The sequence below is a fragment of the Paenibacillus sp. N3/727 genome (assembly GCF_022637315.1).
In the GTDB taxonomy this organism is placed as follows: domain Bacteria; phylum Bacillota; class Bacilli; order Paenibacillales; family Paenibacillaceae; genus Paenibacillus_AQ; species Paenibacillus_AQ uliginis.
In genome coordinates, this window is the sequence record NZ_CP093336.1 from 1807218 (window position 1) to 1834183 (window position 26966).

Annotated in this window: 8 protein-coding genes and 1 pseudogene; 5 read left to right on the plus strand and 4 right to left on the minus strand. The window is 42.8% G+C overall.

The window, feature by feature from the left end; all coding sequences use genetic code 11:
* Positions 1 to 669: 669 nt before the first annotated feature.
* Positions 670 to 1734 carry a Gfo/Idh/MocA family protein gene (locus tag MNQ98_RS08070; RefSeq protein ID WP_241932716.1) on the minus strand — a complete coding sequence of 355 codons (1065 nt, stop codon included), beginning with the start codon at positions 1732 to 1734 and terminating at the stop codon, positions 670 to 672.
* A gap of 50 nt (positions 1735 to 1784) precedes the next feature.
* Positions 1785 to 3359: an FAD-dependent oxidoreductase gene (locus MNQ98_RS08075; protein ID WP_241932717.1), complete on the minus strand. Its 1575-nt coding sequence runs from the start codon at positions 3357 to 3359 to the stop codon at positions 1785 to 1787.
* 292 nt (positions 3360 to 3651) lie between these two features.
* On the opposite strand from MNQ98_RS08075, the gene sigK reads away from it, so the two are divergent.
* From sigK to MNQ98_RS08095, 4 genes and pseudogenes are all read left to right on the plus strand, one after another.
* A complete protein-coding gene (gene sigK / locus MNQ98_RS08080; RefSeq protein WP_208915179.1) occupies positions 3652 to 4353 on the plus strand; it encodes an RNA polymerase sporulation sigma factor SigK in 702 nt (233 codons plus the stop codon).
* A gap of 177 nt (positions 4354 to 4530) precedes the next feature.
* Positions 4531 to 4707: a hypothetical protein gene (locus tag MNQ98_RS08085; RefSeq protein ID WP_208915178.1), complete on the plus strand. Its 177-nt coding sequence runs from the start codon at positions 4531 to 4533 to the stop codon at positions 4705 to 4707.
* Positions 4700 to 5044, plus strand: a complete 345-nt coding sequence (locus MNQ98_RS08090) for a zeta toxin family protein (RefSeq protein ID WP_241932718.1) — start codon at positions 4700 to 4702, stop codon at positions 5042 to 5044. The genes MNQ98_RS08085 and MNQ98_RS08090 overlap by 8 nt, the downstream gene beginning before the upstream one ends.
* Positions 5045 to 5209: 165 nt before the next feature.
* Positions 5210 to 5398 (plus strand): annotated as a pseudogene (locus tag MNQ98_RS08095) (sigma factor); the annotation flags it as partial.
* A 199-nt stretch (positions 5399 to 5597) separates the two neighbouring features.
* Here MNQ98_RS08095 and MNQ98_RS08100 read toward each other — a convergent pair.
* Both MNQ98_RS08100 and MNQ98_RS08105 read right to left on the minus strand, forming a co-directional pair.
* Positions 5598 to 7469, minus strand: coding sequence for an ABC transporter ATP-binding protein (locus MNQ98_RS08100; protein WP_241932719.1), 1872 nt, complete (start codon positions 7467 to 7469; stop codon positions 5598 to 5600).
* Positions 7466 to 9193 (minus strand): ABC transporter ATP-binding protein, encoded by a 1728-nt coding sequence (locus MNQ98_RS08105; RefSeq protein ID WP_241932720.1) that lies wholly within the window; start codon positions 9191 to 9193, stop codon positions 7466 to 7468. The genes MNQ98_RS08100 and MNQ98_RS08105 overlap by 4 nt, the downstream gene beginning before the upstream one ends.
* Positions 9194 to 10451: 1258 nt before the next feature.
* Between MNQ98_RS08105 and MNQ98_RS08110 the strand changes: the two genes are divergently transcribed.
* Positions 10452 to 26945, plus strand: a complete 16494-nt coding sequence (locus tag MNQ98_RS08110; protein WP_241932721.1) for a non-ribosomal peptide synthetase — start codon at positions 10452 to 10454, stop codon at positions 26943 to 26945.
* Positions 26946 to 26966 lie beyond the last annotated feature (21 nt).

The following is a 26966-nucleotide window of genomic DNA, read 5'->3' on the forward strand; positions in this document are numbered from 1 at the left end:
AGGAAGACGATTTGCTAAATAGAAATGGGATATGAAAAGGGTATAAAAAATGGGGTGTCCGAGATCTATTCACCTGGGACACCCCTCATTTGTTCCGCAGAGTATAAGGCTCATCACCAAAGTAAGTGCTTGGCGATTGTTATAGTGAATGGGTTGCAAACACTCTTGATGCATTTACTGATCTGCCTAACGTTTGAATGGGCAGTTACATTTATCAAACATGATGTGATAAATGTAATGTTGTACGTTATACAACACTGGAGAAGCAGAATGCTTGAACCTACTGATATTGTTGTAGATTCTACAACAATACCATCTGGAAAGAGGCAAATAAACGATTTCCTATCTCTATTGTTGTATGGAATACAACAATCCGTCTTTCACCGCTATATGATGGATTAAAGTTGCATTTTATACAACATTCACTGAATCCTGTTGGATAATATGAGTAGCTACATCCCACCGCGTATGTAGGAATATAAGTAGTCACATTCTACACATAAGGAGGTTCAATTCATTCAAGTACTGATGTTGTGTCCATGTCAGTCCATCAAAAAAAACGGAGGCAAGAGCGATTGTAGGAACGATTCGTTCGCGCCGCGTCTCACAACAGACAAAAAGGGGTGTCCCAGGTCAAAGGACCTTTTGGGACACCCCTCTTATACTGGATCAATCAAAGACGATCTCTTTGCCCTGCTTGCTGGATTCATAGACACCGCATAGAATCTTCATCATTTCCACACCGTCGCCTACAGGACTGATGGTAGATTGTTTGCCTTGACAAACCTCGATGAAATAATCGATTTCATCTTGGAATCCTTGTATAAAGTCAAAGCTTAGATTGTTAATCTGGGGCGTCGTATTCAAGATCGTATTATGCTTCTCGGTGATGATTGTCAAACTAGGCTCGAGTTCTACTCCGCCGTTCTCACCGTACAGCTTCACAGTTAGCTCGTCTTCTTTGGCATGGAGAGTAAAGCTGACGTCAACCAGGAGAGAGGCACCATTATCAAATCGGATTAATGCGTTCGCCATATCTTCCACGGTGTTGTGCTCAGCATTGTAGTCTGCTGCTTTATAAAACTTCAGATTTTGAATGTTCGATCGGTTTCCAAGCTTGTTGTAAGTATTTCCGCTGATCGATTTTACTTTTGGCTTGCCCATAAGGTACCAGCATAAATCGATGACGTGAACCCCGACATCGATCAAGGGTCCGCCTCCGGAGCGTTCAATGTCCGAGAACCAGCCGCCCGGGTTGCCCAGCCTGCGGATACAGGAAGCTTTTGCATAGTAAATCGGGCCAATATCGCCGCTGTCCATAAACTGCTTGACGATCCGTGTGTTGGAGGCATAACGACGTACAAATCCAACCTGAAGTATTTTTCTGGATTGCTCTACCGCTTGTTCAACGGCTAACGCTTCATCTACAGATTTGCAGAGAGGCTTCTCCACGAGTACATTTTTACCGGCCTGAAGGGCAGCTATACTAATTTCTGCGTGTGAGTTGTTCCATGTGCAGATGCTGACAGCATCAATGTCCGGATTGGCAAGAAGTTCTTGGTAGTCGGAATAGACAAAAGGAATATCGTATTTCTCAGCCTTGGCCTGTGCTCGTTCCACTTTCATATCACATACCGCGTACAGGATGGCTTGCGGGTTCTGATGATAGGATTTCAGGTGCATTTCAGAGATACTTCCTGCTCCGATGACACCGATTCGTATGACTTCACTCATTGTTTATTCACCTCTGCTATAGAAATAGGAAACAGATCACGGATTTTAGATTAAACGGAATGTATGGTCGGCCACTGAAGTTCAATGCCTTCCTGAGTCAGTCTCATCTGGAATTGGGAAAGCTCGGTTTCATTGTTACGGACGGCAGTAGGAAGCAGATTTCGGTCCAGGCAATAACTTGCACAGTAACCGGCAGCCTCTCCGATGTTCCACTCCACTGGATGCAGTCGGTAGCATCCATTCGTAATGTGGGTAACGCCGATGTTTTTGGCGGCCGCAAGAACATTGGTCACCCGTTTCGGAATCAAGCTACCGAGCGGGATCTGAAAGGGCAGGGAAGATATATCGATGTAGGGCCGGCCAGCTGTACTCGGATGCAGATCAATGCGATAACATCCGATGCCAACGGAATCGTGGAACATTTCCGCTTTCCCATCCGGACGGCTATCCGTAGCCACATGCTGCTCCAGCACGGTAAACTCCGCTTGAATCCTCCTTGATTCACGTATGTAAGGGTACATCGCTAGGCCGTCCTCGGTGCCAACGACATCTGGTCTAAGCCGCAGACCCGGATAACCCTGCTTGCCGTCCGGATGAGGCGCTTCGGTCTGCAGCCAATAGAGCAGAGAAAGGCTAAGCTGCTTAGCGCCGTATAAGTGTCGGCGTCGTTCCTCCTCGCTTACATCGATCACAGATCCTAGCCAGTAGTCGTTCTGGGGCCAGTTGATGAGTGAAATCGGGCTCTGGAATGTTCCTTCCTGAAAAAGCTTCTGATTGAGGATTTGCCGGTACAGGAATAAAGAAAACTTCTCCGTGTCCGGGAAAATCTCATATCTTACCGGTTCCATCGTTGCAGGTCTTACACCACTAAGACTCAGCAGGTGATCGGGCCAGAACTCAGGTTTGTAATCACGCCAAAATGAATACTGTTCCGGCCTGTCAATGGTATGATCCTCATTTTCCATATAATCAACCGCGTAACAGTAGGTAAAGCCCTGCATATCCATTGGCAATGCTTCCCCGTCTACCGCATGTGGTTCACCGGTCTGTGCCATGGATTCCGCTCCGGTGACATATTCCACTCCTGCTGCTGGAAGAAGATCACCACATTCTGTTGCATCTAAATAAATAGGTGCACGTAATATCACACGTACATCCGTGTTGAGGCTCTTGACGGTTACACTGCTGACCTGATCTCCAGCAACTTCGGCCTGCTCTAACACATATTCATACATAATTTTTAATCTTCCGCTGTGTATATAAGGGGCGAGCATTTCTTGCAGCACGGCTAGAGCCGTACGGGGCTCATGACACAACCGGCTTACAATCCCGCCTCCGGGATTCAGGTGGATATCTGCTCTGGCCGCTGCCGTTAAGGGAAAGTGATTGCGATAATACTGCCTTACTCCTTCACGAAACTGACGATAACTTCGCGTACAGCCAAACGATTCAATCCATGGATGCTCATCTGGAGGTACAGCTTGACTTGTGAGCTGGCCACCAATCCAGCGGGTCTCTTCTGTCATAATTACGTTTTTTCCTGATTTAGCAGCTGCGAGAGCAGCAGCCGTACCGCCGGTGCCGCCTCCGAGAATAACGATGTCCGCATGCAATTCTTTAACCATCGGTGCAAACGCTCCTTTTTTGCTTGATAGGATAAAGATGCTGTCCCCCTTCCATCCCAAGGCTACGCGTTAGCCTGATTATGGAATAACTATACTTATTGTATAAGTTCATATGCTGGAAATGTACGGGGGGAAGGTGACCTTTTTTGGTAAAATGATGCTTTCTTAAACAATAAGATGAGGTAGTTTTCCCGTACATGCACTTCTGGGCCTCTGCCCACATACAATGAACAGACTAGAACCGAGCGCGATAAAGGGCCGGTTGCATTGTATTCTGCAGGAGGTGTCCCCAGTGCCTGGACTGTTTACCGCAATTGCTTTGTTCATTAAAGAATTGAGCCTACTCGTATCGTATGTGAAAAATAATGCGTTTCCCCAGCCCTTGACCGAGGAAGAGGAAGCGAGGCATCTGCTTCTTATGGCGGAAGGTGACCCCAATTCCCGCAACAAGCTCATTGAGCATAACCTCAGGCTGGTGGCCCACATTGTCAAAAAATTCGATAATACGGGCGAGGATCTGGAAGATCTGATTTCGATCGGAACGATCGGTCTGATTAAGGCAATAGAGAGCTTTCGACCAAACAAAGGGACGAAGCTTGCGACATTTGCCGCGCGTTGTATAGAAAATGAGATACTAATGCATCTTCGTTCCCTGAAGAAGACCCGCAAGGACGTATCTCTTCATGATCCGATTGGAACGGATAAAGAGGGCAATGAAATCACTTTGATAGATATCCTTGGCTCAGAGGCTGATGATATTGTGGATGCGGTGCAGTTGAAGATTGAAAAGAGCAAGATTTACCGCAATCTGGACATTTTGGACGACCGGGAGAAGGAAGTGGTCATCGGGCGTTTCGGCCTTGAAGCAGGCGGTGAGGAACGGACGCAGCGGGAGATCGCGAAGGAGCTCGGGATTTCGCGTAGCTATGTATCACGGATTGAGAAGCGGGCATTGATGAAGTTGTATCATGAGTTTTATAAGGCGAAGCGGTGAGGTAAGAAATTGCCTGTAGGAATGAGACTTCAAATGTCTCGATCCTGCAGGTTGTTTATGTTTTTAATAAGAAATTCCAAAATCACTGAATTATCTGTATAGCTTGAAGCAGATATAAAATGCGCTGTACTGTGGTATACTCGAACTATAAGTGGGAAATGAGGTGTTTGTGTAATTATGAATCTTACGAAGGACCTTGCTAAATTGATCCGGTTAACGGGTGACCGGGCGAAGTTGGATGCTAAAGCAAATGGAACATATATTGTATATAAGACAAATGAGGGGCAAATTGTTAGAGAATATAGTACGGGTAAGATCGAGAAAATGAATGAACAGGATTTCACACATGAATGAGATAAATGTAACAATGTATGTGTTTGCAGGTAATAATGGAAGTGGTAAGAGCACAATCCGCAACTTGATTGTTGACCGGCTTGGAGTCAGTGTGAATATTGATCCAGATGCACTAGCCCGCAAAATCAATAACGGGCATCCTGAAAAGAGTAAAGTATCCGCTGGAAAAGAAGCTATAAGAATAGCCAGAGAATGTATCAGAAATAAGTGGGACTTCACTGTGGAAACCACTTTAGCGGGTGGTAACGTTATAAGGCAGATGAGAGATGCAAAGGAACAAGGCTTTGAAATCATTATGTTTTATGTGGGATTAGGTGATATTCTGATATCTCACTGAGACCTGATTGATCAATTAATTGTTGTTGATAAAAGTAAAGCTAATGGAGAGTTTATTTTTGAAGCAGATAAAAGCGGATAAAATATTATTTAAATGAACTGCCTGAATGGACACAAGAAATTAATCGGAAACTACAAAAAAATTATAAAACACATAAGTAAACCAATTCGAATCGGAAACGATCGTAATTGGTTTATTTTTTTGACATCGCATCGTGCCCACAACCTCAAAAAATTCGACAATACAGGCGAAGACATGGAGGACCTCATCTCCATCGGCACCATTGGGCTAATCAAGGCGATTGAGAGCTACCGTCCGAACAAGGGCACGAAGCTGGCCACGTTCGCGGCCCGGAAATTTTAGACGATAGAAAGAAACTTGAATATCCAGATCTGTTAAAATCAGTGTGTGAAGAACATTGGGTTACACCTAAACTCAACATTTTTCAAGTATTACTACAAAGTGTATAGAACATGTATATCAGTATATCAAAAAGGAGTACGCCACTGGTATTATACAGTGCGTACTCCTTTTGTCATTAACTAGACTTATATCACACCACTTTTTCCATTACTTGATAAAATTGACTGTTGTACAAGTCTGCATAGAAGCCCCCCTGTTTCAGTAACCCCTCGTGGCTGCCCTTTTCAATCACACTACCATGGTTCATTACTAGAATAAGATCGGCGTCTCGAATCGTAGATAATCGATGTGCAATTACGAAGCTGGTTCTACCTTTCATCAGCTCATTCATGGCTTTCTGAATGTAAATTTCAGTACGCGTATCTACGCTACTCGTCGCTTCGTCTAAAATAAGAATCGACGGATTTGCAAGGATGGCTCTGGCAATCGTCAGGAGTTGCTTCTGACCATGAGAAATATTGGAGGCTTCTTCATTCAGAATCGTATTATACCCATCCGGAAGGGTCCGAATGAAATGATCCGCATGGGCTGCTTTAGAAGCTTTAATGATCTCCTCTTCCGTAGCTCCTTCGCGGCCATAAGCGATATTATCTCGAATCGTACCATTAAAGAGCCAAGTGTCTTGAAGAACCATACCGAATTTACTGCGAAGGTCACCGCGCTTCATATCGGTGATATTCACACCATCAATCTTAATCGCCCCACCATTCAATTCATAGAAACGCATAAAAAGATTGATGAGTGTCGTCTTTCCTGCTCCTGTCGGCCCTACAATGGCAATGCTCTGTCCGGGTGAGACATCAATATTCATATCTTCGATAAGCATTGAATCTTCTTTGTACCCAAAATTAACATGTTCAAATTGAACCGCGCCTCGAGGATACATAACCATTTTAGCATTCTGAATTTCTGGCACTTCTTCTTGTTCATCCAAGAGCTCAAATACACGTTCAGCACATGCTATTGTTGATTGAATGATGTTGGCAATGTTTGCTGTTTGAGCAATCGGTTGCGAGAATTGTCTCGTATACTGAATAAATGCTTGTACATCCCCGATGTTGATTTTTCCATTAGAGACAAAGATACCACCGACGACACACACAAATACATAACCTATATTACTAACGAAACTCATTAATGGCATAATCATTCCAGAAAGGAATTGGGCCTTCCAACCAGAAAGGTACAAGTTCTCATTGATTTCGTCAAAATCCTTTAACGTTTGCTCTTCGAGTCCAAATGCCTTTACAATCTTATGTCCTGTGTACATTTCCTCAACGTGTCCATTCATATCACCCAGAGACTTCTGTTGTCCCTTAAAATACTTCTGTGATCGAGTAGCCACACCTTTTACAACAAGCACACTTAGAGGTAAGGTGACAATGGTAATAAGCGTCAACCATGGACTGATCGTCAGCATCATGACAATGACCCCGACAATGGTCACAACCGATGTAATAAGCTGAGCTAAACTTTGTTGTAGTGTTGTACTGATATTATCGACATCATTTGTAGCGCGACTCAGAATTTCGCCATGTGTCTGGGAATCGAAATACTTGAGCGGCAAGCGAGATAACTTACTGTTAATCTGCGTCCGCATATCGAGTACAACTTTCTGAGCTACACCAGCCATCAGATACTGTTGTATATAACTGAATAGCGCACTGATGATATAAAAACCAGCCAGAATCAGCAAAATTTGAGTGATATAATGGAAATCTATTTTGGCATTTGGGACACCTTTACTCATCGCAATGATGCCTTCAAATAATTTAGTTGTTGCTTTCCCCAGAATTTTGGGGCTTACAATACTAAATATAGTACTTAGTATTGCCATCAATAAAATGAATATCAATGTAATCTTGCGAGGTTTTAGATACTGAATCAATCGCTTTAAAGATCCCTTGAAGTTTTTAGCCTTCTCTCCGGGCATAATACTTGCTGGTCCACCTTGGCTGCGACTTCGTCCAGCAGGCCTGTTTTTTCTTTCCTTTTCACTCATGCGCTTTCCTCCTCTGACAACTGTGAGGATACAATCTCACGATACACATCACAGGTATCCATTAACTCTCGATGTGTACCTATTCCGACAATGCCACCATTATCCAACACGATAATTCGATCTGCATCCATCACGGTACTTACTCTCTGTGCTACTAAGAGTACAGTAGCATTCATAGTAACTTCTTTCAGGGCGGTACGAAGCTTTGCATCTGTCTTCATATCTAGCGCTGAGAAGCTATCGTCAAATACATATACTTCTGGCTGCCTAACCAATGCACGAGCGATAGATAGCCGTTGTTTTTGACCACCTGAGACATTACCGCCACCTTGCGCAATCTCGGATTGGAATCCGTCCTTCATATTGGATATAAATTCGGTAGCCTGTGCAATGTCAGCCGCACGTTGTATCTCTTCATCATTAGCATTCTTTTTACCGTAACGAATATTATCTGCAATAGTACCGGTGAAGAGCAATGACTTCTGGGGAACGAAACCAATCTTCTCCCGTAATTGTTCCTGAGAAAGTTCTCGGACATCCACACCATCTAAAAGCACTTTTCCGCTGCCTACATCATAGAAGCGCGGGATAAGACTCAACAGTGTGGATTTACCTGATCCGGTGCCACCAATAATTGCGGTCGTCTCACCCGGTCCGGCATCAAAGGAAATGTTAGAAATCGCTGGTTGCTCTGCACCAGGATAATGGAATGTTACGTCTTTAAATGAGAGGTAGCCCCTTTGAAGATTGGCTTGTTTAGGTTGTGAGGGGTCATTAATTTCCGGTACCTTATCCAATACCTCATTAATCCGAATAGCCGAAGCAGAAGCTCTTGGAAGGATAACAAAGATAACAGATACCATGATGAGCGAGAATATAATTTGTGTCGCGTATTGAATAAATGCCATTAAAGATCCCACTTGCATATCGCCGTTACTTATACGAACCCCGCCAAACCAGACAATGGCAATGGTTGAGAAATTCATAACTAACATCATGATCGGCATCATAGCTGCCATAATCTTGTTTACTTTAACCGCTGTGTTTGTAAAATCTACATTGGCATCTTCAAAGCGCTTGGTCTCATGTTCAGTACGATTGAACGAGCGAATCACTCGCATTCCTGTAAGATTCTCACGTAAAACGCGGTTCAACGTATCTAACTTCACCTGCATAGATTTAAATAGTGGAAGTCCCCTCAGCGCTATAATCGCAATGGCTGCAACAAGTACAGGAATGATGACCACAATAACAAGCGATAACTCGGCATCTTTATTTACGGCCATGATCATACCGCCAATACACATCATCGGTGCACTGATCATCATACGAAGAAGCATAATGAGCACTTGCTGAACTTGATAGATATCATTTGTGCTTCGGGTAATTAGAGATGCAGTACCAAACGTATCGAACTCCTGCAGGGAGAAATTCTGTACATGACGGTACATTTTACTCCGTAATTTTTGGCCGAATCTTATAGCCACACGTGAAGAGCAATAGCTTACTCCAATAGAACAAACCGCTCCAATGGCTGCAAATATTAGCATGATACCGCCAATTTTCCAGATATACGGGATATCACCGTTAATGATCCCTTTATCTACGATGTCCGCCATTAGTGTAGGTAAGTACAAGTCTGATAAAGACTGCATAAAGACCAATGCGAACACCACTAGGATTGGAAGCCGAAAGGGCTTCAAATACCTAAATAATTTCATCATATTATTCATCCCCATTTTCAGTCAGACTCACGTTTATATGCTCAAAACAGCCATGAGCTTTAGTGAGTAAACCTGCTAGTTTATCACTTTCTTATTCACCTAAGAATTGAATTTACCCGCTAAATGAAGTCTCTGTTACCGTCACCCTTCTTGCGTAGTTCTTTAAGAACCGCTCTTCATCTCTAATTTCTTATGTATTTGTGTAACTTTCGGAGATATGACATCTAGCATTTCACTAATTTCAGAACTCTAAAACCTGCTTGATTTAGCCTTCCCCTCCTCTTTAAGCAGAGCATTAGCATCATTCTTTGGGTTTGACGGCCTTAGTATGCACGGTGTCTAAACTCAGCTTTATTAAATCTCTTTATGGCTATGGAAATAAATAACTTCTCAGCATTTACTATTACGGAAGTGTATTCACCTCTTAGTCATTTAATATTTTCGGTACTAATGTAGTATAATTTCAATCTGAATAAAATGTCAATATTTGTCTGAAATTTAAAATAAAAACCAAAAATTCATTTTTAAAGGTAGAGGGATGAAGCCTGTGTAAGGTTTTGTGTGGAATTAAACAACTATTAATTGAATAATGTGGCATTTTATCAAAAAAAGTAATTTGATGGATTTACTCTTTCTGTTATTTTATGGTATGATTATGGCGTTATATAGCGTTTTAGTAAAAATAATACATGATTTGGCTTTATTATACAAAAAATGAAATTAATGCGGCTGTTGATATCTTCGCTAAATAAATGCTATTCAAACGTTAGGTTTGGTCTACATCGACGTTAGATTATATTGCAGTGAAGCGTGAAACAGTCTCTAAGGAGGATGTTTATCTTGCTCTGTTTATGTGGCACGTAGCAAATAGTGAAATGAAAAAAGCAAAGAACAGGTCCCACATGTAGAACCCTAGAAAAGTTCCTAGTAACTCAGTTTGAGGGGGACAACAAACGCTTCACTGCACTTACAAGAGTTGATTTTTTCATTTACATAAAATACTGACGTTATCAGAAATTATAAGAAGTATAAAAATCATCAGAATAGTTGATGGGAATTACATAATATTGTTTCGTTGAAGTGACTTCGTTGTAACCAAACTTGGTTTATCCAGACAAGTCACTTTTTTTGATGAGCTTTTTCCTGAGATTCTTTTGGAATCAGATAGCTTGTGAAAGTTTGTTCATGAGGTGAGCTATAAGTATAAAGTTGGGATTGATTTTAGAAATATAGTGTCTTCAAATTCGAGAGGGGTTTAATGATGATTAACGATGAAAAAACTAAATTAATCAACGGTATATACTCACTCACACCTTTGCAGGAAGGAATGCTTTACCATCATATGACTGACAGTGAGTCTACACAAAATATGATGCAGTACATAATAAACTTAAAAGGTGAAATTAGAGAGGAAAAAATCATTCAAGCGCTTAGGTTGCTCGCATTAAGACATGATGTATTAAGAACAGCTATTACGGACGAGAAACTAGCAAATCAAGGTCAGGTAGTATTAGGTAGTAGAGAAATAGAGTACGAAAAAATTGATCTGTCAGGGCTTGGCGAAATGGAGAAACAATGTAGGCTGGATGAGATATCGGATCTCAATGTCAAGCGCAGATTTGACCTGCAGAAAGATTCTCTTTTAAGAGTAAAATATATTGTATTGGATAACAAAAACTACAAAATGATTTGGCTTTATCATCATCTTATTATTGATAGTTGGTGCCTACCTTTAATATATAGTGATTTTAAGAGATACTATGATTCGCTTGACAATGGAAAAACAATGTCTGAGATGATAGAAGATATATCCCAAGAAAAAAGTCAGGAAGCAGGATACAATGAATACGTAGAGTGGCTTGATAAACAGGATAGGGCAGCAGGACTTTCCTACTGGAGGGAAATGCTGGCGGATTATGATGAAATGGCTGAAATTAAGCCGATGGCGAAACCCAAACATACTACTGTTCAAATGGTTAAAACAGGACACAGGCTTTCCGAAGATGTAACGAATAAGCTGCTTAATTTCATTGATTCTAATAATATACCAATAAATGTTGCAGTAGAACTTGCCTGGGGAATAGTTTTACAAAAATACAACTATACAAGCGATGTAGTATTCGGAAAAGTTGTATCAGGCAGAGATGCAGACATAAGAGGAATTAAAAATATAGTCGGGTTATTTATTAATACAATTCCTGTAAGAGTGAAAAGTACTAAGGATATTACCATTTTGGAGCTTTTGAAAGAACTTCAGAAGCTGGGGGAAAAGAGCAATAGATATTCGTATTGTTCTCTTGCCGAGATTCAGGGGTTAACAAAGCAAAAAAATAAGTTGATGAAAACGCTGTGTGTATTTGAAGATTCGCTTGGTTTTAAGGATAGATTGGATACCAGTGAAAACGGGCTCCGTTTAACGGTTGAGTCGGAAAGAAGGCAGACAAACTATGCTATAAGTGCAAGCGTTAGTCTGGACTACAACAGATTAAACATTGATCTATCGTATAACCCAAATGAGTATATAAAAGACGAAATCCAAAACATCATGTTAATGTTTGAAAAAATATTGCACGCGATTGTTGCAAATCCCCTGGGTAAAGTTTCCGAGATCGAAGCGATAAGCGATAGGGATAAAGAAAAAATAATCAACGAGTTCAACCATAAATATCTAGACAATGCTAAAACTGAGACAATGGTAGATATATTTGAGAGCCAGGTAAAGAAAATACCTAATAATACAGCAGTAGTATTTGAAGATGAGCATATTACTTACGCAGAGATGAATAAAAGATCCAATCAACTTGCAAGGAAATTGCGTAAAATGGGCGTAAAGCCAGATGACTTCGTAGCCGTTATGACAGAGCGGAGTATCGAGATGATTGTGAGTATTTATGGAATTCTAAAAGCGGGTGGGGCTTATGTTCCGATAGACCCAACCTCTCCAGATGACAGAATTACAATCATGCTTGAGGATTGTCAGCCCAAGGCCATTCTGGTTTACCAGACAAAACTAAAACATGATATTGGAATACCAGTAATCGATCTTGCAGAGAGGGAGATATGGGAAGGGCTGTCCACAAATCCGAGAAAGGTAAATAAACCTGAGGATTTAGCCTATGTGATCTACACCTCGGGAACGACAGGTACACCGAAAGGTGTCATGATTAAGCACAGTGGTGTAGCATCCTTCAGAACTCATTTCCTGGATTTATATAAGGTGACGGAGAAGGATAACGTTCTTCAATTTGCAAACTATGTATTTGATGGTTCTGTTTGGGAAATGACCATCTCCTTATTGACTGGTGCAACGCTGACGATTGCAACACAAGCTAGCATTTCAGACATCAGAAGCTTTAACAAGCTAGTAGAAGAAAGTGGAATAACAATAGCTGCATTACCGCCGCAGTTTTATCTGCAGACTGATATACCGAGCGTAAAAATAATTACGACGGGAGGATCGATGTCAAGTCCGGAAGTTGTAAATAAATCAGGTGGTAGAAGCAGATACATAAATGCCTTTGGACCGACGGAAAATACAGTACAGGCCACTCTCTGGGAATATGACGGGGAAAGTGAAATACCGCATAATATTCCGATAGGTAAACCGATGCCAAACTCACGGATATATATACTGAATGGAATGAATTTGTGCGGAGTAGGCGTTCCCGGAGAACTGTGTATTGCTGGCGCAGGTTTGGCAAGAGGATATCTTAACAGACCCGATCTCACAGCAGAAAAATTTATCGATAATCCTTTTGGAGAAGGAAAATTATATCGTTCGGGAGACTTGGCCAAATGGCTGTCTGACGGAAACATCGAGTATTTGGGACGGATTGATGAGCAGGTCAAGATCAGAGGCTTCCGAATTGAACTAGGTGAAATTGAAAGTGCAATAAGAAGTGTAGAAGGGATCGTGGACTTAGCTGTTATCGCCAGGGAAGACAATTCAGGTGATCCTGCGATTTGTGCTTATGTTGTCTCTGACAAAGCGATAAGCGGATCCGAGCTTAAGAAGACACTTGGAGAGTCGCTGCCGGACTATATGATACCTGCATATATCATGCAAATAGATAGTATTCCGGTCACAAGAAACGGGAAGCTAGACAAGAGGGCACTTCCACAAATCCAAATAACGAGCAAGCGAGAGTATGTTGCGCCAAGTAATGAAACAGAAGAGATTTTGTGTGCTTTATTTAGCGAAATTCTTGGTATCGGAACAGTAGGCGTTAAGGACAGCTTCTTTGAGTTAGGCGGAGATTCGATCAAGGCAATAAGAATCGTATCGAAAATAAGAAGTGAAGGATTTGAAGTTTCTGTTCAGGACATCATGAGCAAACACACAATTGAAGCAATTGCATACAGCGTTAGGGAATCATCTTATGAAAATAAATACGAACAGAGTGAAGTTACGGGAAAAGTAGTATCCACTCCGATTATCCAGCAATTCGAAGCATGGAGTTTGGTCAAGCCGAGCCACTTTAACCAAGACATAATGATAGAAATTGACACAAACAATGAAATGGAAATCAGAAAGGTTATCGATGCATTGGTGATCCACCATGATATCATTCGTTCTGTCTACAGAAACGGGCAGCTGGAAATATTAAGTGCACAAGAGAGTATGCTGTATGATTTCGAAATATTTGACTTAATAGACGGTGATTATAGATTAGTAGATATTGAAGGGATTTGTACGAAACTGCAAAGCAGCTTGGATTTGGAAAATGGGCCGCTAATGAAAGTGGCATTATTCAAAACTGAGCCGAAAAATCACCTGTTCATATGCTTGCATCATCTAGTTGTGGATGGGGTTTCCTGGCGCATTCTGCTGGAAGACTTTGAGACCGCTATGAAGCAGATAAAGGCTGGTGATAACAAAATTGAGCTGCCTCTAAAGACCGCTTCGTATAAAGAATGGGGCGAAGCGCTCAGGGAATACAAAGAGAGTATGCAGCTGAAAAAGGAAAGAGCATACTGGGAGATAATCACAACCAAAATTAAAGAAGGTAAATTAGCGACAAGCGGAAATGAGACAGGCACAGGGCATGCTGTTATAAGCCTGAGTTTCAGCAAGGAAGAAACATATAATCTATTACATAAAGCCGGTAAAGCATTCAACACAAAGATTAATGACTTGCTAATAAGTGCATTAGGGGTGTCTGTAAAAGGGTGTACAGGTCAAGAACGAGTATCCATAATGATGGAAGGACACGGAAGAGAGGGGATTCATAAGAAGATAGATATAGATAGAACCGTTGGTTGGTTTACGAGCATGTATCCGATCATTGTGGAATGCAGTGGAACTATACAAGACAGCATTATATCAACCAAAGAAATGCTAAGAAAAGTACCGAATCATGGGATGGGATACGGTCTATTAAAAGAGGGTCTTCCGGAAATATCAGCAGATATTTACTTTAACTATTTGGGACAAATGGACGCTGAATCGAAGGGCTACGCTTCTGTTGTTAATTCAACCGGAAAACGCTTAGCAGACGAAAATAATTTATCAACGAATATACTCTTTAGTGGAGTTATACATCAAGGGGAATTGAAGTTTACAATTAAATATGACAGCGGCCTTTTTGCATCAGAGACAGTTCAGAAGCTTGCTAATTTGTATAAAGACAGTCTGAATGAAAGTATAAAATTTTGTATTAATCAAAAAGAAACGGTTAAAACCCCTTCGGATTTTTCAGCAAGTGAGTTAACACAGACTGATCTATCAATGGTATACAACCGATTCGCAGATAAAACGGAGATTGTTGACATTTACGAACTTTCGCCTTTACAAGAGGGGATTTTATATCATAGTTTAGCTAATAATGAATCTACAGATTATTTCATACAGAATGTTTTTGAAGTCAGCAGAGAAGTTAAAGAAGGTAAGATCAAACAAGCACTTAAACTTCTTGCCATGAGACATGAGGTACTAAAATCTTCCATTGTATTTGGTGAATTTAAACGCCCGAAACAGGTCGTATTGTTAAATAGAGAACCTGAGTTCGAAAGAATTGATTTAACAGGGCTTGCAGAAAATGAGCAGCAAAATAAAATAGCTGAAATAGCGGCACTTGATGTAAACCGCGGATTTGATTTGCAAGAAGATTCGCTTTTTCGAGTAAAGTACATCATTCTTCGTGAAAATAACTGCAAAATGATATGGAGTTATCACCATATCATCATTGACGGCTGGTGTTCATCATTGCTATGCAATGATTTTCAGAATTATTACAATTCTCTTAACAACGATGAAAGCATACTAGAAATCGAAGAAATGGTTTTAAAAGAAAAGAATCGGACAGCAGAATATAGTGAGTATATCAAATGGGTTGAAAAGCAGGATAAAGAGCTTGGAATCTCCTATTGGGGAAATTTACTGGAAGATTATCAAGAAATATCAGAAATAAAACCAGTGATGAAACCTGTACCTTCAGATATGAAAGTAGCCCAAGAGAAGATAAAGGTCTCAAAAGAAACAAGTCAAAGTTTATTTTCATTGGCATCATCTAACCGTTTAACAATAAATACAATAGCAGAAGCTGCATGGGGAATTGTATTACAACAATATAGCTTTACCAAAGATGTTGTGTTTGGGAAAGTTGTATCGGGAAGAAATGCAGATGTTAGAGGAATTGAAAAAATAGTTGGGATATTCATTAACACAATACCAGTAAGAGTAAATGATAAAGATAATACGATTATTTTGGATCTATTTAAAGAGCTTCAAATGCAAGGGACAAAAAGTAACGCATATTCGTATTGTTCTCTTGCCGAAATTCAGGAATTAACCAAACAAAAATCAAGTTTGATAATGTCACTTTTCGTATTTGAAAATCACTTGGATCAAGAAAAAGACCAAGACAACATTGTTGGGCTGCAGCTTAAACTGGAGTCGGTAAGAGAAAAAACTAATTATGCAATAACCGTAATTGCCGGAGTAGAGGATGGTTGCTTGCGTTTTGAGATTATGTATAACCCAAATGAGTATGTAAAAGGCGAAATTCAAAGCATTCTGGCAATGATTGAAAGGGTGTTACACGAGTTTGTTGCAAATCCTCAAGGAAAAGTCTCCAATATCGAAGCAGTAAATGATAACGAGAAGGAAAAAATACTCAACGAGTTCAACCATAAATATACAGGCAATGCTAATACTGAGACCATAGTAGATTTATTCGAGGAGCAGGTAAAGAAAACACCCGATAATATAGCAATAGTACTCGAAAGTAAGCAGATTACGTACACAGAGATGAATGAGAGAACCAATCAGCTGGCAAGAAAATTGCGCGAAATGGGCGTAAAACCGGACGACTTCGTAGCCATTATGGCAGAGCGGAGTGTCGAGATGATTGTAGGGATTTACGGAATTTTGAAAGCGGGAGGGGCTTATGTACCGATAGATCCAACCTACCCAGAAGACAGAATTGCATTCATGCTTAAGGATTGCCAGCCCAAAGCTGTTCTTGTCTACCAGGCAGAACCTAAACATGATATTGGAATACCAGTAATCGATCTTGCAGAGCGGGAAATCTGGGAAGGGGTTTCCACAAATCCAACAAAGGTAAACAAACCTGAGGATTTAGCTTATGTCATCTATACGTCAGGAACTACTGGTCAGCCCAAAGGTGTTATGCTGGAACATTGCGGGATTGTCGCCCTGCGTACCCATCTGATGGAGCTGTATCAGGTAACCGAACAGGACAACGTCCTGCAGTTTGCCAATTACGTCTTTGACGCCGCAGTTTGGGAAATGACACTATCGCTTCTGCTTGGAGCAAGGTTGACACTGATCCCGAAGGAAACTATTTTGGATACGGGAAGCTTCAATGCGTTTGTGAATAAGAGTGGAATCACGCTGACCTTGTTGCCGCCGCAGTATTATGTGCAGACAGAACTCACCGGTCTAAAGGCGCTGACAACGGGCGGATCTGCATCGAATGTGGAAATTATCGAAAAAGCAGGCCGGCGTTGCAAGTATATTAATGCTTATGGTCCGACGGAAAATACAGTGCTAGCTACTAACTGGGAATATGACGGAAAGAGTGACATCCCGTATCCGGTTCCGATAGGCAAACCGATTTCAAACTCACAGATATATATACTGAATGGAATGAGTTTGTGCGGAATAGGGGTCCCGGGAGAACTGTGTATAGCCGGCGCTGGCTTAGCAAGAGGTTATCTGAACAGACCTGAGCTGACAGCGGAGAAATTTATCGATAATCCTTTTGGAGAAGGTAAGCTGTATCGTTCGGGAGATTTGGCTAGATGGCTGCCCGACGGCAACATCGAATACCAGGGGCGGATCGACGAGCAGGTCAAGATCAGAGGCTTCCGGATTGAACTGGGTGAAATTGAAAGTGCCATGCGACTTATAGAAGGGATTGTGGACGTAGCTGTCATCGCTACCAAAGACAAATCAGGAGATTCTGCGATCTGTGCTTATTTTGTATCCGACACAGAAATGAGCGAGTCCGCACTTAAGAAGAACCTTGGAGCGTCGTTGCCGGAATATATGATCCCTGCATATATCATGCAAATTGACAGCATTCCGGTCACAAGAAGCGGAAAGATCGATAAGCGGGCACTTCCAGAAATCGAAGTAACGAGTACACGTGAATATGTTGCGCCGAGAAACGAAACGGAAGAAATTTTGTGTGCTTTATTTAGTGAGATTCTTGGCATTGCATCATTGGGTATTAAGGACAGCTTCTTTGAACTTGGCGGTCATTCGCTGAGCGCAGTAAGACTTGTCAATGCGATCGAAACTAAAACTGGCTATCGCATTCCGCTTCAGGAAATCTTTGCAAATCGGACGCCGGAATGCTTAGCAATTCGATTATCCGAAAAAGAATTGGTATCCTATACACCGATTACAGCAGCAGAAGAAAAAAAATACTACTCCATGTCATCTGCGCAAAAACGGGTTTATGTTGTTTGCCAGATGGGTATCGACAGAACTGCTTACAACATCCCACAAAGCTTTAGGATCAAGGGTCAGGTGAACATTGAATCCATTGGAATAGCTTTGCAAAAAATGATTGATCGTCATGAGATTTTGCGCACCAATTTCTTAATGGTTGACGGAGAGCCTGTGCAAGAAGTAAGAAAAACGACAAAGTTTGACTTTGAATTTCTAGAAGTCAAGGATACGTCAGAAGCAGAACAGTTCAAGGAGTTTGTAAAACCATTCGACCTTGGGCAAGCTCCGCTTGTACGGATGAAGCTCGTGAAGCGGGAAGAGGATCACTTGTTGATGCTTGACATGCATCATATTATCAGTGACGGCATGAGTATGGGGACGTTCATCCGTGAATTAATAGCACTGTACAATGGCGAATCTCTCAAACCTCCGATGCTTCAGTATAAGGATTACAGTGAATGGATCAGCAAGAAAGACTTCTCAACGCAAAAGGCTTATTGGGTTAATGAGTTTTCGGACGAGATTCCTGTGCTTGATTTGCCCCTTGATTACAGACGGCTGCAGACGCAGAGCTACAATGGAGCCATTATCGATACGACGACTGGCCGAGAACTGGGGGAAAGAATCAAGGAGATCGCACGGCGGACCGATACGACTGAATATATGGTGTTCCTTTCAGCAATTATGATCCTGCTGAGCAAGTATAGCAGGCAGGAGGATATTATCGTCGGTAGTCTGTTCAGCGGACGAACGCACAAAGACACCGAGAATATTCTAGGGATGTTTGTTAACACCCTGGCTATGAGAGGGAGACCGGAAGGCAATAAAACATTTGCTGAGTTTTTGAGCGAAATGAAAGAAAAATGTCTGCACGCATACGACAACCAGGAGTATCCGTTTGAAGAACTGGTTGATGCGGTACAAGTTAGACGTGATATGGCAAGAAATCCGCTGTTCGATGTCCTGATGGTACTGCAAAACAATGAGCAACCAGAACTTAAGATGCACTGCGCAGAAATAGAGTCTGTCAGACAAGAAAGTACAACTTCCAAGTTTGATCTGAAATTTGACATTGTTGAAACGGGCACTGGCTTCTGTATCGAACTCGAATACTGTATGGATTTGTTTAAAGCAGACAGCATTGAGCGAATGCTTGTACACTTTATCGGCCTGCTGGAGCAGATAACCGCGAATGTAGAAATAAAGATCAGTGAGATCGAGACCATCACCAAGGCCGATAAAATATTGATTCAACAGACTTTTAATGATACTAGTATGGCGTTTCCACTCGACAAGACGGTCGTAGATCTGTTTGAAGAGCAGGTCAGAAACAAACCGGACAACACGGCAATCATCTTCGGTAATGAACAACTTACGTATGAGGAACTGAATCAAAAAGCAAACCAGCTGGCTAGACAGCTTCGCGGCATTGGCATCAAGCCTGACGATTTTGTAGCCATCATCGCTGAAAGATGCACGGAAATGATTGTGGCAATCCTAGGCATCTTGAAGGCAGGCGGTGCTTATGTGCCGATCGATCCGACATATCCTGCAGATAGGATCGAGTACATAGTGGACGATTGCAAACCAAAGGTTATTTTGACAGCAAAAACCGAGGTACCGTTGGTAACAAAGATTGAGTGTATCGATCTCAGTTCTGTTGATCTCTATACAGGTGCTTCAACAAATCTGGACAAGAACGTCTCCAGCAATGATTTAGCATACAGCATCTATACTTCTGGGACGACAGGGCGTCCGAAGGGCGTCATGATTGAACACCATTCACTGACTACAAATATGATCTATTCAGCCAGACGGTTCCTGCTAGGGAATGAGATTCTGGTGCCTTTGTTCACCAACTACAGTTTCGACTTGACGGTACCATCTATTTTTCTGCCGCTCTGTTTTGGTGGCACGCTTGATCTGATTCACAAGGATAAAGAGATGGACATAAGATTCATCATGAATAATAAAGAATACACATTTATCAAGATGACGCCCTCACAGTTGAAAATGCTACTCGGTGGCTATAACCACAAGCCGCTAGAGAAACTGTGCTGCCTTGTAGTCGGAGGCGAGAAGTTGGAAAGCGATGTGGCAAGCGAGATTCTAAATACTTACGGCCATCATCTCGTGATTCTTAATGAATACGGGCCTACGGAAGCAACTGTCGGAAGCACGTTGTATCCGTATTCCGCAACGGATGAACGTACCTTTATGCCGATTGGCAGGCCGTTTGCCAACACGCAGATCTATATCATGAACGGGATGAACCTTTGTGGCATTGGAGTTCCCGGAGAACTTTGCATCGCGGGTGAACAAGTTGCACGTGGTTACCTGAACAAGCCAGAGATGACTGCGCAAAAATTCATTGATAATCCTTTTGGTGATGGGAAGCTATATCGTACAGGTGACCTTGCAAAATGGTTGCCGGACGGGAACATCGAATATATTGGTCGAATTGATGAGCAGGTCAAAGTCAGGGGATTCCGGATTGAGCTGGATGAAATAATTCACGCGATTCGCAGTATCGAATCCATCCGAGACAACGCAGTAATTGTCCGGGAAGACGAATTCGGTGACAAAGTGATTCTTGCGTATTATGTATCGGATGAAAAAATCAGCACATCTGAAGTGCGGGAAGAACTCAGAAAGATTCTTCCTGAATACATGCTTCCAACCTCTTTCATGCAGATAGACAAGCTGCCGACCACGAAAAACGGCAAGCTTGATAAACGGGCACTGCCGCAGATATTCATCGATAACACAAGTGAATTCGTGCTGCCGAGAAACAAGATTGAAGAATTATTGTGTCAGGTATTCTGTGAAATGCTGGGAGTAAAAGCGGTAAGTGTCAAAGATAGCTTTTTCGAGCTTGGTGGGGATTCTATCAAGGCGATCCGTATCGTTTCGAAATTAAGAAGCCTTGGTTATGAACTATCTGTCCGCGACATCATGAGCCAATATACCGTTGAAGCAATCGCCCGCACCGTTGTTGTTACTCATGAGAACTACTATGAGCAACAAGAGGTAACCGGAAGCATCATTCCGACACCGATTCTCAAAGACTTCGAAGCGCGCAACCTTAAAAAGCCGCATCACTACAATCAGGATGTGATGTTGGAAATCGACACGGATAACGTAGCGCACATTCGGAAGGCACTTGATGCGCTGGCTGTACATCATGATATCATTCGATCTATTTATCGGGATGGTAGATTGGCGATTTTGAGTAGCTGCGACAGCAAACTATATGGTTTTGAAACGTATGATTTCCGAGATGCAGCTGCTGCTTCCCTCCAGATGGAAGCAGCTTGCAACAAGCTCCAGAGTAGTATTGATCTGGAGAACGGGCCGATGATAAAAGCCGCTTTCTTCCAAATAGATTCCGGTAATTTTCTCTTCCTGTGCTTGCATCATCTCGTTGTGGACGCCGTTTCGTGGCAGATCCTGTTGGAAGACCTGCAGACTGCATTGAGACAGGTAGAGGATGGAAAGCCGGTAAACCTACCACCGAAGACTGCTTCCTTCAAGGATTGGGCAGAAGCTTTAGAGGAGTACAAATCTAGTAGCCTGCTTAAACAGGAGCAGAAATATTGGGCAATAATAATGGCGAATATGAAAAATGGCAGAATTGACTTGGAAGATAACGGGACGGAAACGGGATTTGGTAATGTGAAGATCAACTTCGATGAGGAACAGACGGAACAACTGGTGCGGCGCGCAGGAAAGGCGTTCAATACGGAAATCAACGATTTGTTAATCAGTACCATTGGTCTTGCGGTTCGCGGGCTTACGGGTCAGGTAAAAGTTGTCGTCGGTCTCGAAGGTCACGGCCGGGAAGAAATTCACAAGAAGATTGATACCGATCGCACTGTTGGCTGGTTTACCACAAAGCATCCGATCGTTGTTGAATGCCATGAGGAGATCCGGAAAAGCATCATTTCGATCAAAGAAATGTTGCGAAAAGTACCTTCACACGGTTTGGGTTACGGCCTGTTGTATGAGCTTCAGGATATTGCGGCTAACATTTATTTCAACTATTTAGGTCAGATGGACACTCAATCGAAAGCTGCCTTCTTCTCAACAGGAAAGAGCATTGCAGAGGAAAATGGAATGTCTGGGATCATTGACATGAACGGATACATCGCAGACGGCAAGCTTAACTTCCTGATTCAATACGACAGAAGCGGATTTTCTGCTGAAATGGTTGAACGGTTTGCCGAGCTATATCAACAGTATTTAATAGAAACTATCAAGTATTGCTGTACTCAGGGAGCAATAGAGAAAACCGTGTCAGATTATTCTGCTTATGACCTGACGGAGGAGGATTTGTCCGAACTGCATCGTCAGTATGCAGAACCATCTGTATTGGAAGACATATTCCCGCTTACCTCTTTGCAGGAAGGAATCCTCTATCATAGCATCGCTGATCATCAATCGACGAGCTATGTCACACAGCTTGTTTATGCGTTCAGCGGTGGTATAAGCGAAGAAAAGGTACAGCAAGTGTTTACATTGCTTGTCATGCGGCACAACGTGCTCCGAATGGCGATTGTGCACGAACAGCTGTCTAAGCCGAGACAGATCCTGTTGACCAGTCGGGAAGTAGACTTTGAAACAATTGATCTCTCGGGACTCGGAAAACTAGAACAGGAGAAAAAGGTTGCCGAACTTGCTGATCTGAACATCCAACGCGGATTCGATTTGCAGTATGATCCGTTACTGCGGGTTAAGCATATTGTGCTTAGTCCTGATGAATACAAGATTCTTTGGAGCTATCATCATATTGTATTTGACGGCTGGTCTTCTAACATGCTGTTTGGCGATTTCATAACTTATTGCAACAAATTGAAGAACGGCAGTATTCTGTCTGATCTGGAGCGTATGGCGGCAGAGGAAAAGCATCAATCCGCGACCTACGGTGATTATGTCAACTGGCTCAAGAAGCAGGACCGTGAGATGGGGCTGTCCTATTGGAGTGAGTTGCTCTCCGAATATCAGGAGATTGCTGAAATCAAGCCTATGACAAAACCCGAATCTACGGAAAAGCAGATGGAACGAATCGGAATAAAAATTCCGGATGAAATCACTAATCAACTTCTTCAGAAAGCTGCTTCCTGTCAAATCACAATCAATACGGTGGCTGAGGCTGCTTGGGGGATTGTGCTGCAACAATACAGCAACATTAAGGATGTTGTATTCGGTAAGGTTGTTTCCGGAAGGAATGCAAATGTTCGAGGGATAGAGAAGATCGTTGGACTGTTCGTCAATACCATCCCGGTTAGGATAAGATCCAGCGTGGGGATGACTGTCTCGGAGCTCTGGAATGAGCTTCAGGAGCAGGGGACGGAGAGCGATCAGTACTCATATTGTTCCCTCGCTGACATTCAGGGCTTGACTGAACAACAAGGTGATCTGATCAAGGTACTGTTTGCCTTTGATAACTATTATGTTAACGAAGAGAAACAGCAAGGCGGAGAAAACGGACTTCAGTTTGTTTTAGAGTCGGGACGCGAGCAAACCAACTACGCGATTACCTTGAAAACATATTTTATTGGTGAACAATGGGTCTTTGATATTCTTTATAATCCGAGTCACTTTGTATTGAAAGAAGTACAAAGTATACTTTCCAGAATTCAAGCTGTCTTACTGTCGTTTGCAGCCAACCCTGAGAGAAGGGTCTCCGAGATCGACATGATTACCCAGCAAGAGAAGGATCAACTCCTTGAGTTCAACAATACGGCGACCGATTATCCAATAGACAAGACCGTCGTAGATGTGTTCGAGGAGCAGGTGATAAAAACACCTGATCATATAGCAGTAGTATTCGAGGATGAGCAGCTTACTTATGCTGAGTTGAACCGAAAGGCCAACCAACTGGCAAGGAAACTGCGTAAGATGGGCGTGAAGCCGGATGACTTCGTTGCCATTCTGGCAGAGCGGAGTATCGAGATGATTGTAGCGATTTATGGAATTCTGAAAGCGGGAGGGGCTTATGTACCATTAGACCCTACCTTTCCAGAAGACAGAATCGCATTCATGCTCCAGGATTGTCAGCCCAAAGCCATTCTTGTCTATCAGGCAGACCTGAAACTTAATGCGGGTATGCCAATAATCGATCTCGCAGAGATGGAGAATTGGGATGGGGAGTCCACAAACCCGGAAAAGGTAAACCAACCTGAGGATTTAGCTTATGTAATCTACACTTCGGGAACAACGGGTACACCGAAAGGGGTCTTGGTTAAACACAGTGGCGTTGTATCCTTCAGAACCTATTTGCTGGATACATATAGAGTAACAGAGCAAGATAATATTCTACAGTTTGCAAACTATATATTTGATGCTTCGGTTTGGGAAATGACTCTTTCCTTATTGGTAGGAGCCAGGCTGACGCTTCCAACACAAGCTATCATTTCAGACATTAGAAGATTTAATGAATTTGTAAAGCAAAGTGGAATAACTATCACATTATTACCACCGCAGTTTTATCTGCAGACTGACCTGCCGAGCGTAAACATAATAACGACGGGAGGATCAGCCTCAAGTCCGGAAGTTATAAAAAAATCTGGCGGCAGAGGCAGATATATAAATGCATTCGGACCAACGGAAAATACAGTCCAGGCCACACACTGGGAATATGACGGGAAAAGTGAAATACCGGAAAGTATCCCGATAGGCAAACCGATTTCAAACTCACAGATATATATACTGAATGGAATGAGTTTGTGCGGAATAGGGATCCCGGGAGAACTATGTATAGCCGGCGCGGGCTTAGCAAGAGGTTATCTGAACAGACCTGAGCTGACAGCGGAGAAATTTATCGATAATCCTTTTGGAGAAGGTAAGCTGTATCGTTCGGGAGATTTGGCTAGATGGCTGCCCGACGGCAACATCGAATACCAGGGTCGGATCGACGAGCAGGTCAAGATCAGAGGCTTCCGGATTGAACTGGGTGAAATTGAAAGTGCCATGCGACTTATAGAAGGGATTGTGGATGTAGCTGTCATCGCTGTCAAAGACAAATCAGGAGATTCTGCGATCTGTGCTTATTTTGTATCCGACACAGAAATGAGCGAGTCCGCACTTAAGAAGAACCTTGGAGCGTCGTTGCCGGAATATATGATCCCTGCATATATCATGCAAATTGACAGCATTCCGGTCACAAGAAGCGGAAAGGTCGATAAGCGGGCACTTCCACAAATCGAAGTAACGAGTACACGTGAATATGTTGCGCCGAGAAACGAAATCGAAGAAACACTGTGTCAGGTCTTTAGTCAGGTGCTGGGTGTTGAAAGGGTTGGAGCGGAGGATAGCTTCTTTGAACTTGGCGGAGACTCCATCAAAGCGATCCGCATCGTATCGAAGATGAGAAGCGCAGGGTACAGCATCTCCATTAAGGAGATCATGGGCAAATATACGGTGGAAGCAATCGCTCACGCGGTTGAGGCAGTCAGCGAAAACCACTATGAGCAAAATGAAGTGACAGGACCCGTGATCCCGACACCGATCATAGAGGCGTTTGCGTTGTGGCAGCTTCCCGCCCCGCAGCATTTCAACCAGGACATCATGCTGGAGATCGATCTTGATGATGAAGCCCAAATTCAAAAGGTGCTCACAGCTTTGGCTGTTCATCATGATATCATCCGGTCGGTCTATCGGAAGGGCCGCCTTGAAATTCTGAGCAGCCGCGAAAGCAAATTGTATGAGTTTAAGGTGTTTGATGTCCGGGGTGAAGCGCATGTGAGGGACCGGATCGAAGTGGCCTGTACCGGGCTGCAGAGTAGTATGGATTTGGAACGGGGACCCCTGATGAAAGCGGCACTGTTCCGAACCGCCGGGAGGAACCTCCTCTTCCTCTGCTTGCACCATTTGATTGTGGACGGCGTTTCTTGGCGCATCCTGCAGGAAGACTTGAGCACGGCTTTGCAACAGGTGAAGGAAGGCAGGAGCATCCGCTTGCCGGCCAAGACGGCCTCCTTCAAGGAATGGGCGGAAGCTCTGGAGGCCTATAAAAGCAGCCGGCAGCTTCAAAAAGAACGGACTTATTGGGAAAAGGTCATGTCACAGATGGAACAGGGCCATATTGCAATTGATGAATATACCGATGATACCGGATTTGCCAGCCTGGAGATCACCTTGAGTAAAGAAGAAACGGAGCAGTTGGTTCACCGGGCAGGCAGGGCATTTAACACTGAAATAAATGACCTGTTGATCAGCGCCATCGGTATGTCTGTACAAAGGCTGACTGGACAAGCCGTTGTGTCCGTTGGACTGGAAGGCCACGGCCGGGAAGAAATCCATACGAAGATGGAAATTGACCGGACAGTTGGCTGGTTTACAAGCATGTATCCGATTGTCATCGAATGTAATGAAGATCTGCACGAAATGATTGTAACGACAAAGGAAATGCTGCGGAAAGTTCCGAATCATGGCCTGGGATACGGGGTGCTGAAGCAGGAGCTTCCGGATCTCGCAGCTGACATCCATTTTAATTATTTAGGACAAATGGATGCAGAAGCGAAAGATCACAGGATCCTGTTTAATTCGAGCGGAAAAAGCGCAGCAGATGAGAACGCTATGTTCCGTAAGATCAACATTAGCGGAGGTATCCTGCAGGAAATGTTGAAATTCACTATCACTTATGACAGAAGCAAATACTCAGCAAAAATAATGGGGCGTTTTGCCTCGATGCTTCAGGATTCCATGCGCACAATCATCCTGCATTGTTTGACAATGGATGAAGTTGCGGTGACCCTTTCGGACACGCATGCTTCAGATCTGTCTGAGGACGATTTGCAACTGATCAACTCTCTTTTTGATATCGAGTGAAATTACAATCGATAAAGGTGG